We start from the raw sequence: 13,832 nt of genomic DNA on the forward strand, positions 1-13,832 counted from the left end.
CACCCGCATCGCCGTGGCGAAGGGCCTGCACATGCTGCGCACCAAGCGGAAGGCGTGGCACCAGCGCAAGCACGGCAACATCCCCCTCTGAGCCCTGAGGGGGCCGCCGTGCCGCGGTGAGCAGCCGCACGCCGAAGTCCAGACAAGACCAGACCGGGCCCGGACCCTACGCGGTACCAACCAACACTGCGGTACCAACCAACACGGCGGTGCCGGTCGCGCTGCTGTTCACCGCACCGCCTTCGCCGTGCCGCCGTTCGCCGCGCCGTTCGCGATCGCCTTCCCGTTGCCGCTGCCGTTCGTACTGCCGTTGCGCGTGCGGCCGTTCCTGCCGCGGCGGGACGGTTTCTTCTCCTCCGCCGGCACCTCCTCGGCCGTGCGGGGCGTCGTCGAGATCTCCCTGCCGAAGCGTCGCGCGGACAGGGCCACCGAGCGCGCCGCGGGGCCGGGGTCGTCGCCCGCGCCCGTCATGAGTGCGACCAGCTGCGTCTCGAGGACGGCGTCCGCGTCGCACGGGGCGATGAGGTAGCTGCCCAGCTCCAGGTCGACGAGGCCGTGGATCGTGATCCACATCTGGTGGGCCACCATCACCTCGTCCGACGGGCGGAACCGCGCCGCGGCGATGCACCGGCGCGCGCACTCGACGACGTTGCTGAGGTTGTACCGCCCGTGCTGGCGGTCCTCCTCGGTCAGCTCGAAGCCGGCGAGCGACGAGCCGCCGAACATCGCCGCGTACAGGTGGGGGTTCGCCAGGGCGTTGTGGCGGTAGGCGCGGCCCATCAGCGCCATGTCGGCGACCGGGTCGTCGGTCTCCACCACCTGCGCCAGGTGCTTCTGCAGGCGGGCGAAACCCTCGTGCACCATCTCGCGCACCAGGCCGCTCATGCCCCCGAAGTAGGTGTAGACGGCCATGGTCGAGGTGCCGGCCTCAGCCGCGATTCTCCTGGTGGAGAGGGACTTGGGGCCCTCGTCGGCGAGTAGCCGCGCACCGATCTCGATGAGTGCCGGGCGGATCCTGGGGTCGATCTGTCGTGGGCTCACGTTGACATTGTTGCATAACGCCGATATGGTTGTACACAACGACGTTATGCTACGAATGCGGCAAGGTGGTGTCGGCGATGCTCCCCACAGTTGAGCGAACCCGTTCGACCGGGTCAGACGAGCGCCGGATGGCCCTGCTGTCTCCCGACGAGCAGCAGTTGACGGTTCGCGGCCGCGTGCCGCGTGAGCTGGTCGGGGCCCTGCTCCAGGCGCACCCGCACCCGGGCCTGTGCTCGCGCCGGCATCCGGAGTCCACCCCGCTCGCCGTCTCCGGTGTCCGGTTCCGCCGGGGCGAGGTCAGCTGGTACCAGGCGGGCGCCGGGCGCCGCCCGTGCCCGTTCGGGCCGGTGGCCGCGCTCGACGTGCCGGTGCGCCTCGCGGGCCTGCCGAGGCTCGCCGAGGGGCAGGGCACCGCGGCCTGGCCGATGCGGGACCCGGTGTCGAAGCACTGGCACACCGTGGTCACCTACGCGGAGCGCAAGTACGCCGACCACCTGCTCGTCGCCGACGGCGGCGCGGTGCTGCGCACGCAGCGCTTCGCGCTCGACCAGGCGCCGCTGATGCACACCGTCGCGGTCACCGAGCGGTACCTCGTGGTGTTCGACCTCCCGGTCACCTACCGCCGCGCGGCGGCGCTGGTGGGGGAGCGCACGCCCTACTCGTGGCAGGCGGACCGCCGCGCGCGGATCGGCCTGCTGCCCCGCGACGCGGACGGTGACGTCACGCCGAGGTGGTTCGACGTCGATCCCGGATACACGTTCCGGACCGTGAACGCCTATGACGACGGCGACCGCGTGGTCGTGGACGCGCTGTGGCACGAGGGCGCCCCCGAGGACCTGGCCACGCAGGGCCCGGCGCCGGTCGTGCGGTGGACGCTGGACCTGCGCACCGGCACGGCACGGTCCCACGCGCTGACCGACGAGGTGCGGGTGGCCGTCGCCGACCCGTCGGTCGCCGGCCGCCAGCACCGGTTCCTGTTCAGTGCCAACGGAAACACGATCGCCAGGCACGACCTGCGCACCGGCCGCACCGGCACGCACGACTTCGGCGCCGGCCGCCGGCCCGGCCAGCCGGTGCTCGTGAGCGGCGTGGAGGTCGGCGCGGAGGGCGGCGGCTGGGTCATGGCGTTCGTGGAAGACGTGGCCGAGCGCAGCGCCACGGCGTTCGTGTTCGACGCGACAGACGTGGCCGGCGAGCCGGTGGCGGAGATCCCGCTGCCGGCGTGCGTGCCCACCTCGCCACGGGCGACCTGGGTGCCTGCCGGGCCCGCACGGTCGAAGGAGATGCGGTGATGGAGATGGACACCCCCGACGAGCCGGCCGCCCGCCGGTCGGACCCCCGGTTCCGGCTCGAGCGCGGGCTGGACATCCTGGAGGCATGGTCGCGGACCGCCTCGCAGGCGACCCGCAACGCCGTGTACCGGGTGCTGTTCGCGGTGCAGGACGGGTCGGTGTTCCGGCGGTACGAGACCGTCGACTCCTACGCGCTGCCACACGAGTTCAGCGTGCACCTGCACGACGACCTGGTGATCGGCATCCGGCTGGCCGACCAGTCCTTCGCGATCGGCTACATCGGCCCCGCGAGGCAGGTGCCGCCGGCCGCGGCGGCCTGAGCCCCGGCCGGCGGTGACCGAACCGCGGTGGCCGCCCGGTCAGCCCGCGAGCACGCGGGCGATCGGGTCGGCCACCGCGTCGGCGACGGCCTCGACGAGCCGGTCGACCTGGTCCGCGCGGTCGCCGACGGACAGCCGCAGGAACGGCGACTCGACGCCGAGGCAGGTGTCCTCCGCGGCCCACAGCCTCGGCACCGAGAACCCGAAACTGGCGCCCTTGGCCAACTGCACGCCCAGCGTGCGCGCGTTGGCCAGCACCCGCTCGAACAACGCGTCCAGCTCCACCCGGCCGTTGCGTTCCGGTTGGTCGAACAGGAAGCTCAGGCACCCGTCCGCGTACGGCAGCGTCTGCGCGGCCGCCCGGTCCGGGTGGTCGGGCAGGCCGGGGTGGAACACCTGGCCGACCTCGCGCACCCGGGGGTCGTCGTGCAGCAGGATGGCGGCGCGCAGCGCGTTGTCGCCGATCCGCCGCAGCCTGCTGCGGTGCGCGTCGCTGGGGTAGCGGGGGAACAGGTCGGCCGCGCGCGGGTCGAGGATCGACCCGGTGTTGCGGCGCTGGCGGGTGAACTCGGCCAGCAGCCCGATCGGGTGCACCACGAAGCCTGCCATCGTCAGGTCCAGGCCGAGCTGCAGGTGTTTCGACCCGCTCTCGTAGTAGATCACCTCGACCGGGTCGTCCTCGGTCGTGGCGACGGCGGGCAGGCCGCAGGACAGCGTGGTGCCGTCGACCACCACGGTGATCGGCCCGGTGATCACCGTGGGCAGCCTGCGGATCAGCGCTGGCACGTCGATCATCCGCTGCCGCGCGTTGTTGGCGAGCGGGTCGACGAACAGGCAGCGCGGGCGGTGCCGCCGGACCTCGTCCAGCAGGTCGTCGACGCCGTGCCCGGAGCCGCGCAGCACGGGGAAGTACGGCAGCGCGGTGAGCTGCTCGACCTGTTCGAAGTGGACGGTCGGCGCGATCAGCACGGCGTCGCCGGGACACAGCCGGTGGCGCAGCAGCACCGCCTCGATCAGCGTGTAGGCGGCGACGCCCGAGGACGTGGCGCTTACCGTGTGCGTGCCGGGTGGCACCACGAGCACGTCGGCGACGTGCCGTTCGAGGTCCGCCACCGCGCTGCTCTCGTACCGCGCGTAGTTCGCCTCCGCCGAGTTCTGCGCGCCGACGTCGAAGAACTGGACCGCGCGGGACTGCGCGGTCGAGGGCGAGCACCACTCCAACGCGCCGCGTGCGTAGGAGTACGTCGCCCAGCCGAAGCGCAGGACGGTCTCGCCGGCGGACAGCTGTTCCGGGCGGCCGGTCCCGCCGTGCCCGACGAGCAGGTGGCGTTCCTGCGCGAGCCGTGCCTCGGCGTGCCGCACGGCGTCGAGCAGCCGCGCGATCAGCGGCTGGTCCAGTGGTAATCGGCTTCGCACGCAGAAGGTCGCGTGTTCCTCGATGGCGTGGCGCGCGATGCGCAGCCGGGCGGCGCAGGCGTCGAACTGCTCGAGCAGCTCCCGCGCGGGGGAGGAGTTGTCGGGGTGGCCGACGTGCCCGGTGCGCACCGGGTCGGCGTGGGACCCGCGCGGTTCCGGCACGGCCGAGGCGGTCGGCACACTCGTGAGCCGGCGGTACGGTCTGGTGCGGCCATGGGTGAGCACGGGCTTCTTGTTCACGTGTCCTCCAAGTCTGGCTCGACTGGTCCGCGGCCGGCCGGGCTACCTGAGGGAGTTCACGTAAGGCCCACCACCGGGTCTCCTTCGACTTCCTCCACCGCCGCCTCGCTCGATCCGTCGGCAGGAGACGATAATGAACGCTAATACGTCCGTCCGATGGAATGCCTCTCCCAGGATGCGGTCGCGGTGGGGGTCGAGCCGGAGTCTTGCGGACGTGAGTTATTCGTAATGCGGCATTGGCTTCGCGATGAATTGCGCCACTAACGCGCTAGGCTGTTCGGGCGAAATGGTGGCGCAATTTGTCACGCTCTGTGTCGAGGGGCCGTCGGGTGGAGCGGTGGTGATCAAACCGCGCACTACGCACCAAGATCGTCGTCGGCCGGCGGGGGCCCGACGTCAACCCCCTCGGCCGGCTGTCGTTCGGATCATTCGCATCTGCAAGCATTTGTGCGACCACCTGGGCGTCTCGGCAGGGCTTTATGGGGGAATGGCATTCGGCGGGTCGGTTACCGACGCGTGATGTGTTGAGCGTGTCCGCGAAATGTGCGACGCTGACATTACGAGGTCATTTGACTCTGTTGTTGAATCGCGCTGGGAGGTAATTGAACATGGCTTCACTGGAAGTGCCCGGGTTAGATGTGTCCGGTCGTGTGCGGGCCAGGGACATCCAGATGGCGGGCGTCGCCGACGTTCGGCGCCGCGTGCTGATGATCTCGGGTGCGATCGACGCGGTCGACTACGACGTGTCCGTCTCCATCAACCTGCCCGAACCCGGGCGTTGGCAGATCATCAAGTCCGAGACCAACCTGACCGACCAGACCTGGGTGGCCATGCAGGTCACCACGGACGAGGACACCACCTTTGTCGACGGCGACGACGTGATGGTCATGTCCCGTCAGTTCAGCAAGACCTTCCTCACCCCTGACCAGCGCCGCCTGGTGTTCTTCGACGGCGAGGTGCGCCCGGGCGAGGCCGTGCTCAAGGTGTTCGAGATCGAGACCGAGAGCCGCCGCCCCGCGTACGCGCACGCCCGCTACAGCCCGGTCTCCGCCGACAGCGCGGAGAAGTCCGAGGAGGTGCTGCAGCAGATCGTCTCCGACGGCATGCCGCAGCGGCCGGCCATCGAGCTGATCGTGCCGGTCACGGTCATTGGGTGACCAGGTTCCTTCCGCACCCCCAGCTGCTCGACTCGCCCCGGCACCGGGACTGGCCGCGCTATCCGGCGCCCCAGCTCCCGGACCGGCCGCGACTGCCGCCGTCCGGCGCCGACATCGTCATCGTCGGCGCCGGCCCGGCCGGCCTCGCGGTCGCGGCGGCGCTGTGGCACGTGGGTGTGCACGACGTCGTCATCATCGACCGCGACGGCGAGCCGGCCGCGCGCTTCCTCGACCGGGTCGACCGGCTCGGTCAGCGGGTGCTGCGCTCGCCCTACGAGCACCACCCCGGCGTGGAGGGCTATCGCGACTGCGAGCTACGTGACTTCGCGCGGATGCACTGGTCGCACCTGACCTCCGTCGAGCGGCGGGAGATCAGGATGTCGCAGGCCGGGCACCGCTCGGTCGTGCCGGTGGACGTGTTCGACGCCTACTGCCGGCACACGTCCGCGATTCATCAGGTGCCCCAACGACTCTGGCGTGGCGAGGTGCGCGGGATCGACGCGGGCGCCGACCACGCGACGGTACGGGGTTCCTGTCAGGACAACGGTGTCGAGCGCGACTTCGCGATCGAGGCCGGCCATGTCGTGCTGTGCCAGGGGGAGGAGCGCCGCGCCGCGCCCGCCACCTGGTGGCGCGGCGACCGGCCGACCGGAGTCGGGTACTGGGACGAACCGGTGCCGGCCGACGCCGGCCGGGTGGTCGTAGTCGGCGCGGGACTCACCGCGGCACACCTGATCCACAACGCACTCGACCGCGGCGCCCGCGTGGCGTGGGTGGTGCGCGAGGAAGCCGAGCGCTACCAGTGCTCCGACGTCAACGCGTCGTTCTTCCGCGCGGAGGGCCGGGCCCGCTTCGACAGCCTGGCGCGGCCCGCGTCGTGGGACGAGCGGCTCGCGCTGATGGGCAGGGAACGGCGTGCCTCGGTGATGTTCGAGTTCCGCCCGCTGCTCGCGGCGGCCGAGGAGGACGGCAGGCTGACCGTGCACCGCGGCGCCGGGATCGACGCGGTCACCGACAACCGCGTCCGGCTCGACGACGGCCGGCCGGTGTCCGGCGACCACGTCGTGCTCGCCCTCGGCACGCTGCCGTCGATCGGCGCCGGGCTGCTGCCCGGCCACGTCGTCGGCGCCCGCGACGGCTGGCCGGACCTCGACGAGCGGACGCTCGCCTATCGCGGTGCGCCACGGGTGTTCGCCGCGGGCGCGGCCGCGTGCATGGTGCTCGGGCCCGCCGCGCGCAACATCGACGGCCACCGGGTGGCCACCGCCCGGATCGCGGGCTCGATCGCCGCCGCGGTGCGGGAAGGCGTTGGTACTCGTGCCTGAGCCCTACGACACGGTCTTCTCCCTGCCCGCCGTCGACGACCCGGCGGAGACCGAGATCGGTGTGCTGCTCATGGGTTTCGGCCCGGAACGGCTGCTCGCCGGGCTCGGCGTGGCGAGCGGGGGGCTGGCCGAGGCGCCCGCCGGGGTGACCGTCTACATAGACCAGCTTCGCCACGGCGCCCGCGACGACGTCACCTTCGACGACGCGCTCGCCGCGGGCGCCGGCCGCTGGCGTGCCGCCGGCCGGGGTCTCGCCGAGATCCGGGTCGGTCCCGGCGCGCTGTCGGCCGCGCTGCGCCAGCAGTGGGCCGCCGCCGCGAGGGGGCTCGCGACGGCGGCGGAGAGGGTGCCCGCACTGCGCACGTCCGGCGATGCCGAGCGGGTGTACCTGATCGCATGCTGGTTGCGGCGCGAGGAGATCACCCGAACCGCGGAGGAACTGTGTCCTACCTGAGCTCGCTTCCGGACGACGCGAAGCTGATGAACGTCTTCACGCTCTACCCGGAGACCTCCCGGCCCCTGCTCGACTACCACGAGGTCCTGATGCGCGGCCCCGCGCCGTTCTCGGTCGCCGAGCGGGAGCTGATCGCCGCGTACGTCTCCGGTGTCAACTCCTGCGGCTACTGCCACGGCGTGCACACGGTGGCCGCCGAGGTGTGCGGCATCGAGCGGGGCGCGATCCCCGCCGCGCTCGACGACCTCGACGCGGCCCCGGTCGAGGACAAGCTGCGGCCGGTGCTGCGCTACGTCGGCAAGCTCACCCGCAGCCCGTCCTCGATCACGAGGGCCGACGCCGAAGAGGTGCTCGGCGCGGGCTGGGACGAGCGTGCGCTGCACTACGCGGTGATGGTGTGCGCGTTGTTCAACTTCATGAACCGGATGGTCGAGGGCCACGGCATCAGCGCGGGCCCGGACTACTTCGCGGAGTCGGGTGAGCGGCTGAAGAAGGTCGGCTACGCGGGACTGAACCAGGTGCTCGACAGCTGAGACCTGTTCTGGACGGCGAAAAGCCGGCGCGGGCCACCCCGCGCCGGTTTTCGTGGTGCTCAGCCGGCCAGCGCCAGTTTCGTGTCCACAGTGGTCAGGTGGCCGGTCAGGATGTCGTGGTGCAGCCGGCACACGGCCGCCGCCGGCTCGACCCCCAGCTGTTCCACCAGGTTCGCGCGCAGCCGCTGGAACGCGGCGAGCGCCTGGCCCGGCCGCCCGCACCGGCACAGCGCGACCATGTGCTGTGCGCAGAAGTCCTCGAGCAGCGGGTGCCGCGCGCACAGCGTGGCAAGCTCGCCGAGGACCTGGTGGTGCCGGCCGAGCCGCAGGTCGGCCTCGATCCGCAGGTACAGGTCGCCGAGCCGGGTCTCCTCCAGCCGCATGGCCTCGATGGCGAGCTGCGGGCCGGTGGACACCCCGGAGCACACCGGCCCGCGCCACAGCCGCAGCGCCTCGCCGAGCGTCCGCGCCGCGGTCTCGGCGTCGCCGGCGTTGACCGCCCGGTGGCCGGCCGCCGACAGCCGGTCGTACCGGTTGGCGTCGACCTCGTCCGGGTTCGTCTCGAGCAGGTAGCCGGAGCGCCGCGTGACGAGCACGTCCTTGCGGCTCGCCCCGTGCGCGTCGGCGAGCCTTGGCTGGAGCATCCGGCGCAGGGTCAGGACGTACGTGCGCAGGGTCAGCACCTCGCTCGGCGGCGGCCGGCTGTCCCACAGCTCCTCGATCAGCGCCGCCGAGCTCACGACGTGACCGGCGTTGAGCGCGAGCAGGGCGAGCAGCCGGCTCGGCTTGCTCGCGACCGGCGCGACCGGCGCCCCGCCTACGGAAACCTCCAGGGGGCCGAGAACGTTGACCTGAACCCGCATGACGACACCTCTCAGTCCCTCTTCTTCTGCCGCGGCACCACGGTGCCGTGCAGGGACAGCCACCGCTCGGGGGCCCACACGTGCCCGCCGTCGCAGGCGACCTCGTAGGGCTCGTCGCCTTCCTGGTGCGCCTCGGCGTGCGTCGGCTGCCCGCACCCGGCGTGCGGGCAGGCGCCGACGGCCACCCGGAAGCCGTTCGCCGGCCGCAAGGTGGCGTTGACCGCCGCGGTCAGGTCCGTCAGCTCGTTCACCAGGTCCGGCGCCGCCGCGTGCTGGCAGAGCCAGTGCAGGTGGACGGCGAGGAAGCCGACGAGCTTGCGGACCGTCAGCTCCTCGGGGCCACGCACCCGCCGTTCCACGGAGACGAGCCCGCACCACGCGGCCAGCACGGTCCGGATCTCCGCGCGCACCGAGGCCACGGCGTCGCACGGCACGAGCTCGCCCGGCCTGGCCTCGCCCGCCTGCTCGGCCGGCCCGTAGGGCCGCAGGTCGAAACCGTCGGCGCACAGGTCGAACAGCGCGGGCAGGTCGACCAGCGTCACCTCGGCGAAGTCCCGGCACGCCGCGCAGACGTGCAGGCCCGGGGCCAAGGGGAGCGACCGACCGGGCTCGTGCTGCCTGCTGCGGCACGTGGGTTGTCCGTCGTCGGCGGGCTTCGCGTCCTGTTGCTCGTGTTCCCGTGCGTGGGGCCGTGCGTTCTGCATGGTCATGACGGTCGCTCCCAGTCCGTGCGCGCTCGCGCACAAGTCCGTGTGTCAGTCGGCGACCCGCTCACCAAGGCCGGTGCGCGTGGCGCCCTCGTAGATCCGATAGGCGAGTTCCGCGTTGAGGTCGTTGACGCCGAGCAGCTCGACCAGCACGACGTCGTCGGTGCGCAGGCGGCCGGCGTGCCGGCCGAGGAGTAGTTGGGACAGGTCGGCGGCGATCCGCCCACCGGCGTCGCCGCGCCGGGTGGTGCCGGAGAGGTGGTTGGTGACCACCCGGCGGTCGCGGTGGTCCTCGAGCAGCCCGCTGTCGTCGACGAACACCTCGTCGACCTGGTCGACGAGGTCGGCCGGCAGGTCCTTGCCGGTCGCGTTGACCAGCACCGCGCCGCGGGCGAGTTGCCCGAGCCGCAATGAGCCGAGATCCTGGCGGGCCGCTCCGTAGTCCGCGGCGATGACCAGGTTGGCGCCGAACACCGCGTCGGCGGGCGTGCGCACCACGGACCACCCGATGCCCGACAGCTCGAGCTGGTCGGCGAGCTTCGGCTCCACCGCCCGGGGGCCCTCCGCCAGGCACAGCGCGACGTGGCTGATGTCCGGCACGTGCCTGGCGATGACGGACAGCTGGAACTGCGTCGTCTCCGTCGAGCCGAGCATGGCGACGGTGACGCCGCCGGACGCCAGCAGCTCACGCGCGGCCACCGCGGCGAGCGCCGCGGCGAACGACGCGCGAAGGCTGTGCGCCGGCATGACGCACCGGATCGTGGCGTCCGGGTGGTCGAGCATGACGAGCTCGCTGCCGTTGCGCTCGGCGCCCTGCCAGGGCACGAGGAGCCCGGCTGTCCTGCGGGCGTGTCCCGGCCGGTCGACGATCCGGCCGATCAGGTCCTCGGCGAGCACGGCCACCGGGTCGATGACCTCCAGTGCGCTCCACACCTCGTGTGCACGCAGCCGGAGGACCGTCACGGTCATCGGATTCGTCCTTGTGTGCCTGCGCGAGCCATGTGGTCAACCTCGCCCAGTCCGCTACCGGAGCCTTATTCGACCGCTATCGACGGGCGATGGCGATTCTTAAAGCCATTGAATGAGAACCAAAGGCGAGTCGCTGTTGAGTGTTTCTCGAGCGGGGTTCCCGCAGAGAAATAAATTCAAACCAACAGCCCACGGAGGCTCGCAATGTCCGCAATTCGCAAGATCGTCATGCTCCTCGTCGCGCTGTTTCTCGGCCTTTCCGCACTGTTTCTGACCACGGGTACCGCCGCCGCTGACTGCCCCTGGAACTCGCCGACGCCGTGCCGAGTGGCGAGCTGACCTCTTTTACCGTGAATTCACGGCGGCGGCAGGCGGTCGCTCGGGAAGATTGTTCTGTCGCCGCCCGAAAGCACTATCGGATTACCGCGTTCCCGCGGTTCTGCTCCAGTTCCTCGCGCAGCCTCGTGGCTTCGAGGGAGTCGACCGCGCCGAGCAGGCCGATGGCCTTCTCGAGCGCACGGGACGCCAACTCGTCCTCGCCGCGGCCCTGGTGCACGTCCGACCGCAGGACCAGGGTCTTCGCCCGCCACACCGTCGAGCCCAGCTCGGTGAACAGCGTGTACGCGGCGTCGACGTGCTCGGCGCCCGCGGCTCCCTTGCCACGGGCCAGCGCGATCTCCCCGAGGGCGTAGTGCGCCATCCCGGCGACGATGTGCTGGCCGACCTGTTCGGCGAGGGAAAGCGCGTGCTGCAGCGTGGTCTCCGCGTTGTCCAGCCGCCCGGTCCGCTGGCGGACCACGCCCAGCCGGCACAGCGCGTGCGCCTCACCGATGCGGTCGCCGAGGTCGCGGACGATCAGCAGCACCCGGTTCAGCGCCTGGTGTGCGTGCTCCACCTGGTTGGTGAGCAGGTGCAGCTCCGCGAACCGGGTCAGCGCCTGCGCCTCGCCGCGTAGGTAGCCGGCCCGCCGGAAGCGGTCGAGCGCGGTCTCCAGCATCTCCTGCGCGCGGTTCGTGTCGCCCTTGTCGATCGACACCTTCGCGACGCTCTGCAGCAGGTGCGCCTCGCCGACGTGGTCGCCGGCGGCGCGCATCTTCTCGAGCGACGCCTCGAACTTCGCGAGCATCGCCGCGTCCCGGTTGTGAAACCGGTCGACGATCGCGGCGCTGCGCAGGACGAGCGCGCAGCCGTGCTCGTCGCCCTCGTCCTCGAAGATCGCGAGCGCGGCGGAGTAGCAGCGCTCCGCCTCGGCGAGCCTGGTGTGCACCAGGTGCATCGCGCCGAGGGAGTACAGCATCGCGGCGTGACCGCGCCGGTTGCCGGCCTCCTCGGTCGCGGCGAGCGCCCGTTCCGCGGTATCGCGCCAGTCGTCGAAGTGGCCCTTGATCTCGAACAGCGTCACCGAGGTGAGTGCGAGGTCCCAGCACATCTCGGACATCCCGTGGTCCGCGGCCATGTGCACGGCCGCGACGAGCGAGCGGCGCTCGGACTCCAGCCACTCGATCTGGTCGCCCATGTCGTCGATGTCCTCCAGCTCCGCCGCCCCGGACCAGCGGGGGGCGGTGCCGTGCACGATCGTGTAGTCGCCGCCGTACTCCTTGCGGTGCGCGTGCTCCGCGCGGGCGAGCCAGGCGCCGAGCAGCCGCTCGATCGACTCGGCGCGCTCGGTGTCGGACTCCTCCTCCGGCAGCCGCTCGGCCGCGAACACCCGGATCAGGTCGTGGAAGCGGTAGCGCGGCTGCTCGCCGGGGAACTGCACCGTGTCCAGCAGTTGGGCCTCGACCAGGCTCTCCACGACCTCGAGCGCGTCGAACGCGTCGATGTCGAGCAACGCGGCCGCCGTCCACGCCGGGAAGTCGTGGGTGGCGGTCAGCGCGAAGCGGCGGAACAGGCGGCGCGCGGTCGGCGTCAGCGTGCGATAGCTCAACTCGATGTTGGAGCGCAGCACCATGCCGCGGTAGGTGAGCTCGTCGAGCCTGCGCACGCTGTTGCGCAGGCGGGCGACCAGCACGTCGATGCGCCAGTGCGGGCGGGAGGCCAGCCGGGCGCCGGCGATCCGGATGGCGAGGGGGAGCCCGCCGCAGAGGGTGGCCAGCTCGGTGGCGCCGTCCCGCTCGGCCGCCAGCCGGGCGGGTCCGATGATCTTGGTGAGCATCTCGAGCGAGAGGTCGACGTCGAACACGTCGATGTCGACGAGGTGGGCGCCCGGCAGCCCGGACAGGGGGACCCGGCTCGTCACGATGACCGCGCAGCCGGTGCCGGCCGGGAGCAGCGGGAGGATCTCGTCCTCGCCGGCCGCCCCGTCGAGCACGACGAGCACCCGCTTGTCGGCCATCCGGCTGCGGTAGAGGTCCGCGCGCTCCTCCTCCTCGTCGGGGATGGCGTTGGCGTCCACGCCCAGCGCCCGCAGGAACCTGACCAGCACGCCGCGCACCCGGTCCTGGTCGTGCGGGGACTCCAGGTCGCCGTAGAGGTGGCCGTCGGGGAAGACGTCCTGCAGCTCGTGCGCGGCCCGCAGCGCGAGGGTCGACTTGCCGACGCCGCCCTTGCCGGAGATCGCGACGATGCGGGTGCCGTAGCGGGCGTCGCCGTCTCCGTCGTCGGAGAGCACCTGCTTGATCTCGGCCAGCTGCGCCTTCCGGCCGGTGAAGTCGGCGATGCTGGCCGGGAGCCGCCTCGGCACCACCGACTGCTGGTCGTTCGTCGGCACGGGCGACCGCGCGCTCGGGCCCTGGCCGTTCGAGCCGATGTCGAGCCCGGGGTCCCGGTTGAGGATGGCGGCCTCGAGCCGCCGCACGCCCTTGCCCGGCTCGATGCCGAGCTCGTCCATCAGCGTGGCGCGGGCCTGCCGGCACACCTCCAGCGCCTCGGCCTGCCGCCCGGATCGATACAGCGCGAGCATGAGGAACTCGTGGAACCGTTCGCGCAGCGGATGCTCCTTGACGAGCGCGAACAGCTCGCCGACGACCTCCTCGTGGCGCGCGAGCGCCAGGTCGAGCCGGACGCGCTCCATGACGGCGGCCAGGCGGGCGTCCTCGAGCTGGGTGGTGCTGCGGCGCAGCACCTCCGAGCGCATGCCGGCCAGTGCGGGGCCGCGCCAGAGGCCGAGCGCGCTGCGCAGCGCGGCGACGGCCTCGGACTTGCGGTCGGCGTCCCCGTGGGCACGTGCGGAGGCGACCAGGCTGCTGAACTGGGCGATGTCCAGGTCGGTCTCGGCGATCTCGAGCAGGTAGCCGGGGGAGCGGGTGCGTATCTGGGCGGTGCCGCCGTTGCTGGCGAGCACGCGGCGTAGGGCGGAGACGCAGATCTGGATCTGTGCGCGGGCGGTGGTCGGTGGCTCGTCGTCCCACACCGCGTCGATGAGCTGGTCGATCGGGGTCACGCGGTTCGCGTTGAGCGCCATCATCGCGAGCACGACACGATTTCGGCTTCCGCCCAGGTCACGCTCGTCCCCGTCGAGGGACAATTCCAGGGGTCCGAGTAATCGCAGTGCCGGCACAACCCCATCTTCCATG

The 13,832-nt window shown here is 71.9% G+C and carries 13 protein-coding genes; 7 read left to right on the forward strand and 6 right to left on the reverse strand.

The window, feature by feature from the left end; translation table 11 throughout:
* Positions 1-228 precede the first annotated feature (228 nt).
* Complete coding sequence (locus tag VGD70_RS12360; RefSeq protein ID WP_331081224.1) at positions 229-1,041, reverse strand: TetR/AcrR family transcriptional regulator; 813 nt, start codon at positions 1,039-1,041, stop codon at positions 229-231.
* A gap of 128 nt (positions 1,042-1,169) precedes the next feature.
* Here VGD70_RS12360 and VGD70_RS12365 point away from each other — a divergent pair, with 128 nt between their 5' ends.
* Positions 1,170-2,333 carry a carotenoid oxygenase family protein gene (locus VGD70_RS12365; protein WP_331081226.1) on the forward strand — a complete coding sequence of 388 codons (1,164 nt, stop codon included), beginning with the start codon at positions 1,170-1,172 and terminating at the stop codon, positions 2,331-2,333.
* Positions 2,333-2,653, forward strand: coding sequence for a DUF6235 family protein (locus VGD70_RS12370; protein WP_331081272.1), 321 nt, complete (start codon positions 2,333-2,335; stop codon positions 2,651-2,653). The genes VGD70_RS12365 and VGD70_RS12370 overlap by 1 nt, the downstream gene beginning before the upstream one ends.
* A gap of 39 nt (positions 2,654-2,692) precedes the next feature.
* Here VGD70_RS12370 and VGD70_RS12375 read toward each other — a convergent pair whose 3' ends face one another.
* Positions 2,693-4,309: a PLP-dependent transferase gene (locus tag VGD70_RS12375; protein WP_331081228.1), complete on the reverse strand. Its 1,617-nt coding sequence runs from the start codon at positions 4,307-4,309 to the stop codon at positions 2,693-2,695.
* A gap of 671 nt (positions 4,310-4,980) precedes the next feature.
* On the opposite strand from VGD70_RS12375, the gene VGD70_RS12380 reads away from it, so the two are divergent.
* From VGD70_RS12380 to VGD70_RS12395, 4 genes are read left to right on the forward strand one after another with little or no spacing between them, the layout of a single operon-like run.
* Complete coding sequence (locus VGD70_RS12380; RefSeq protein ID WP_331081274.1) at positions 4,981-5,466, forward strand: DUF6423 family protein; 486 nt, start codon at positions 4,981-4,983, stop codon at positions 5,464-5,466.
* The gene (locus VGD70_RS12385; RefSeq protein ID WP_331081230.1) at positions 5,463-6,791 is read left to right on the forward strand and encodes an FAD-dependent oxidoreductase; all 1,329 of its coding nucleotides are present in this window, start codon (positions 5,463-5,465) and stop codon (positions 6,789-6,791) included. Before VGD70_RS12380 ends, VGD70_RS12385 begins: the two co-directional genes overlap by 4 nt.
* Positions 6,784-7,245, forward strand: coding sequence for a DUF6187 family protein (locus VGD70_RS12390; RefSeq protein ID WP_331081232.1), 462 nt, complete (start codon positions 6,784-6,786; stop codon positions 7,243-7,245). Before VGD70_RS12385 ends, VGD70_RS12390 begins: the two co-directional genes overlap by 8 nt.
* The gene (locus VGD70_RS12395) at positions 7,233-7,778 is read left to right on the forward strand and encodes a carboxymuconolactone decarboxylase family protein (RefSeq protein ID WP_331081234.1); all 546 of its coding nucleotides are present in this window, start codon (positions 7,233-7,235) and stop codon (positions 7,776-7,778) included. The genes VGD70_RS12390 and VGD70_RS12395 overlap by 13 nt, the downstream gene beginning before the upstream one ends.
* A gap of 59 nt (positions 7,779-7,837) precedes the next feature.
* Here VGD70_RS12395 and VGD70_RS12400 read toward each other — a convergent pair whose 3' ends face one another.
* From VGD70_RS12400 to VGD70_RS12410, 3 genes are read right to left on the reverse strand one after another with little or no spacing between them, the layout of a single operon-like run.
* Positions 7,838-8,641, reverse strand: coding sequence for an AfsR/SARP family transcriptional regulator (locus VGD70_RS12400; RefSeq protein WP_331081236.1), 804 nt, complete (start codon positions 8,639-8,641; stop codon positions 7,838-7,840).
* Positions 8,642-8,652: 11 nt separating this feature from the next.
* On the reverse strand, positions 8,653-9,351 hold the full coding sequence (locus VGD70_RS12405; RefSeq protein ID WP_331081237.1) for a hypothetical protein: 699 nt from the start codon (positions 9,349-9,351) through the stop codon (positions 8,653-8,655).
* A gap of 45 nt (positions 9,352-9,396) precedes the next feature.
* Entirely contained in the window at positions 9,397-10,317 is a 921-nt protein-coding gene (locus VGD70_RS12410) for a hypothetical protein (RefSeq protein WP_331081239.1), read from the reverse strand.
* A 204-nt stretch (positions 10,318-10,521) separates the two neighbouring features.
* Between VGD70_RS12410 and VGD70_RS12415 the strand changes: the two genes are divergently transcribed.
* The gene (locus VGD70_RS12415) at positions 10,522-10,656 is read left to right on the forward strand and encodes a hypothetical protein (protein WP_331081241.1); all 135 of its coding nucleotides are present in this window, start codon (positions 10,522-10,524) and stop codon (positions 10,654-10,656) included.
* Between the two features lie 73 nt (positions 10,657-10,729).
* Here VGD70_RS12415 and VGD70_RS12420 read toward each other — a convergent pair whose 3' ends face one another.
* A complete protein-coding gene (locus tag VGD70_RS12420; RefSeq protein WP_331081243.1) occupies positions 10,730-13,732 on the reverse strand; it encodes an AfsR/SARP family transcriptional regulator in 3,003 nt (1,000 codons plus the stop codon).
* Between the last annotated feature and the right edge of the window lie 100 nt (positions 13,733-13,832).

The sequence above is a fragment of the Actinophytocola sp. genome, from assembly GCF_036402745.1.
GTDB lineage: Bacteria > Actinomycetota > Actinomycetes > Mycobacteriales > Pseudonocardiaceae > Actinophytocola.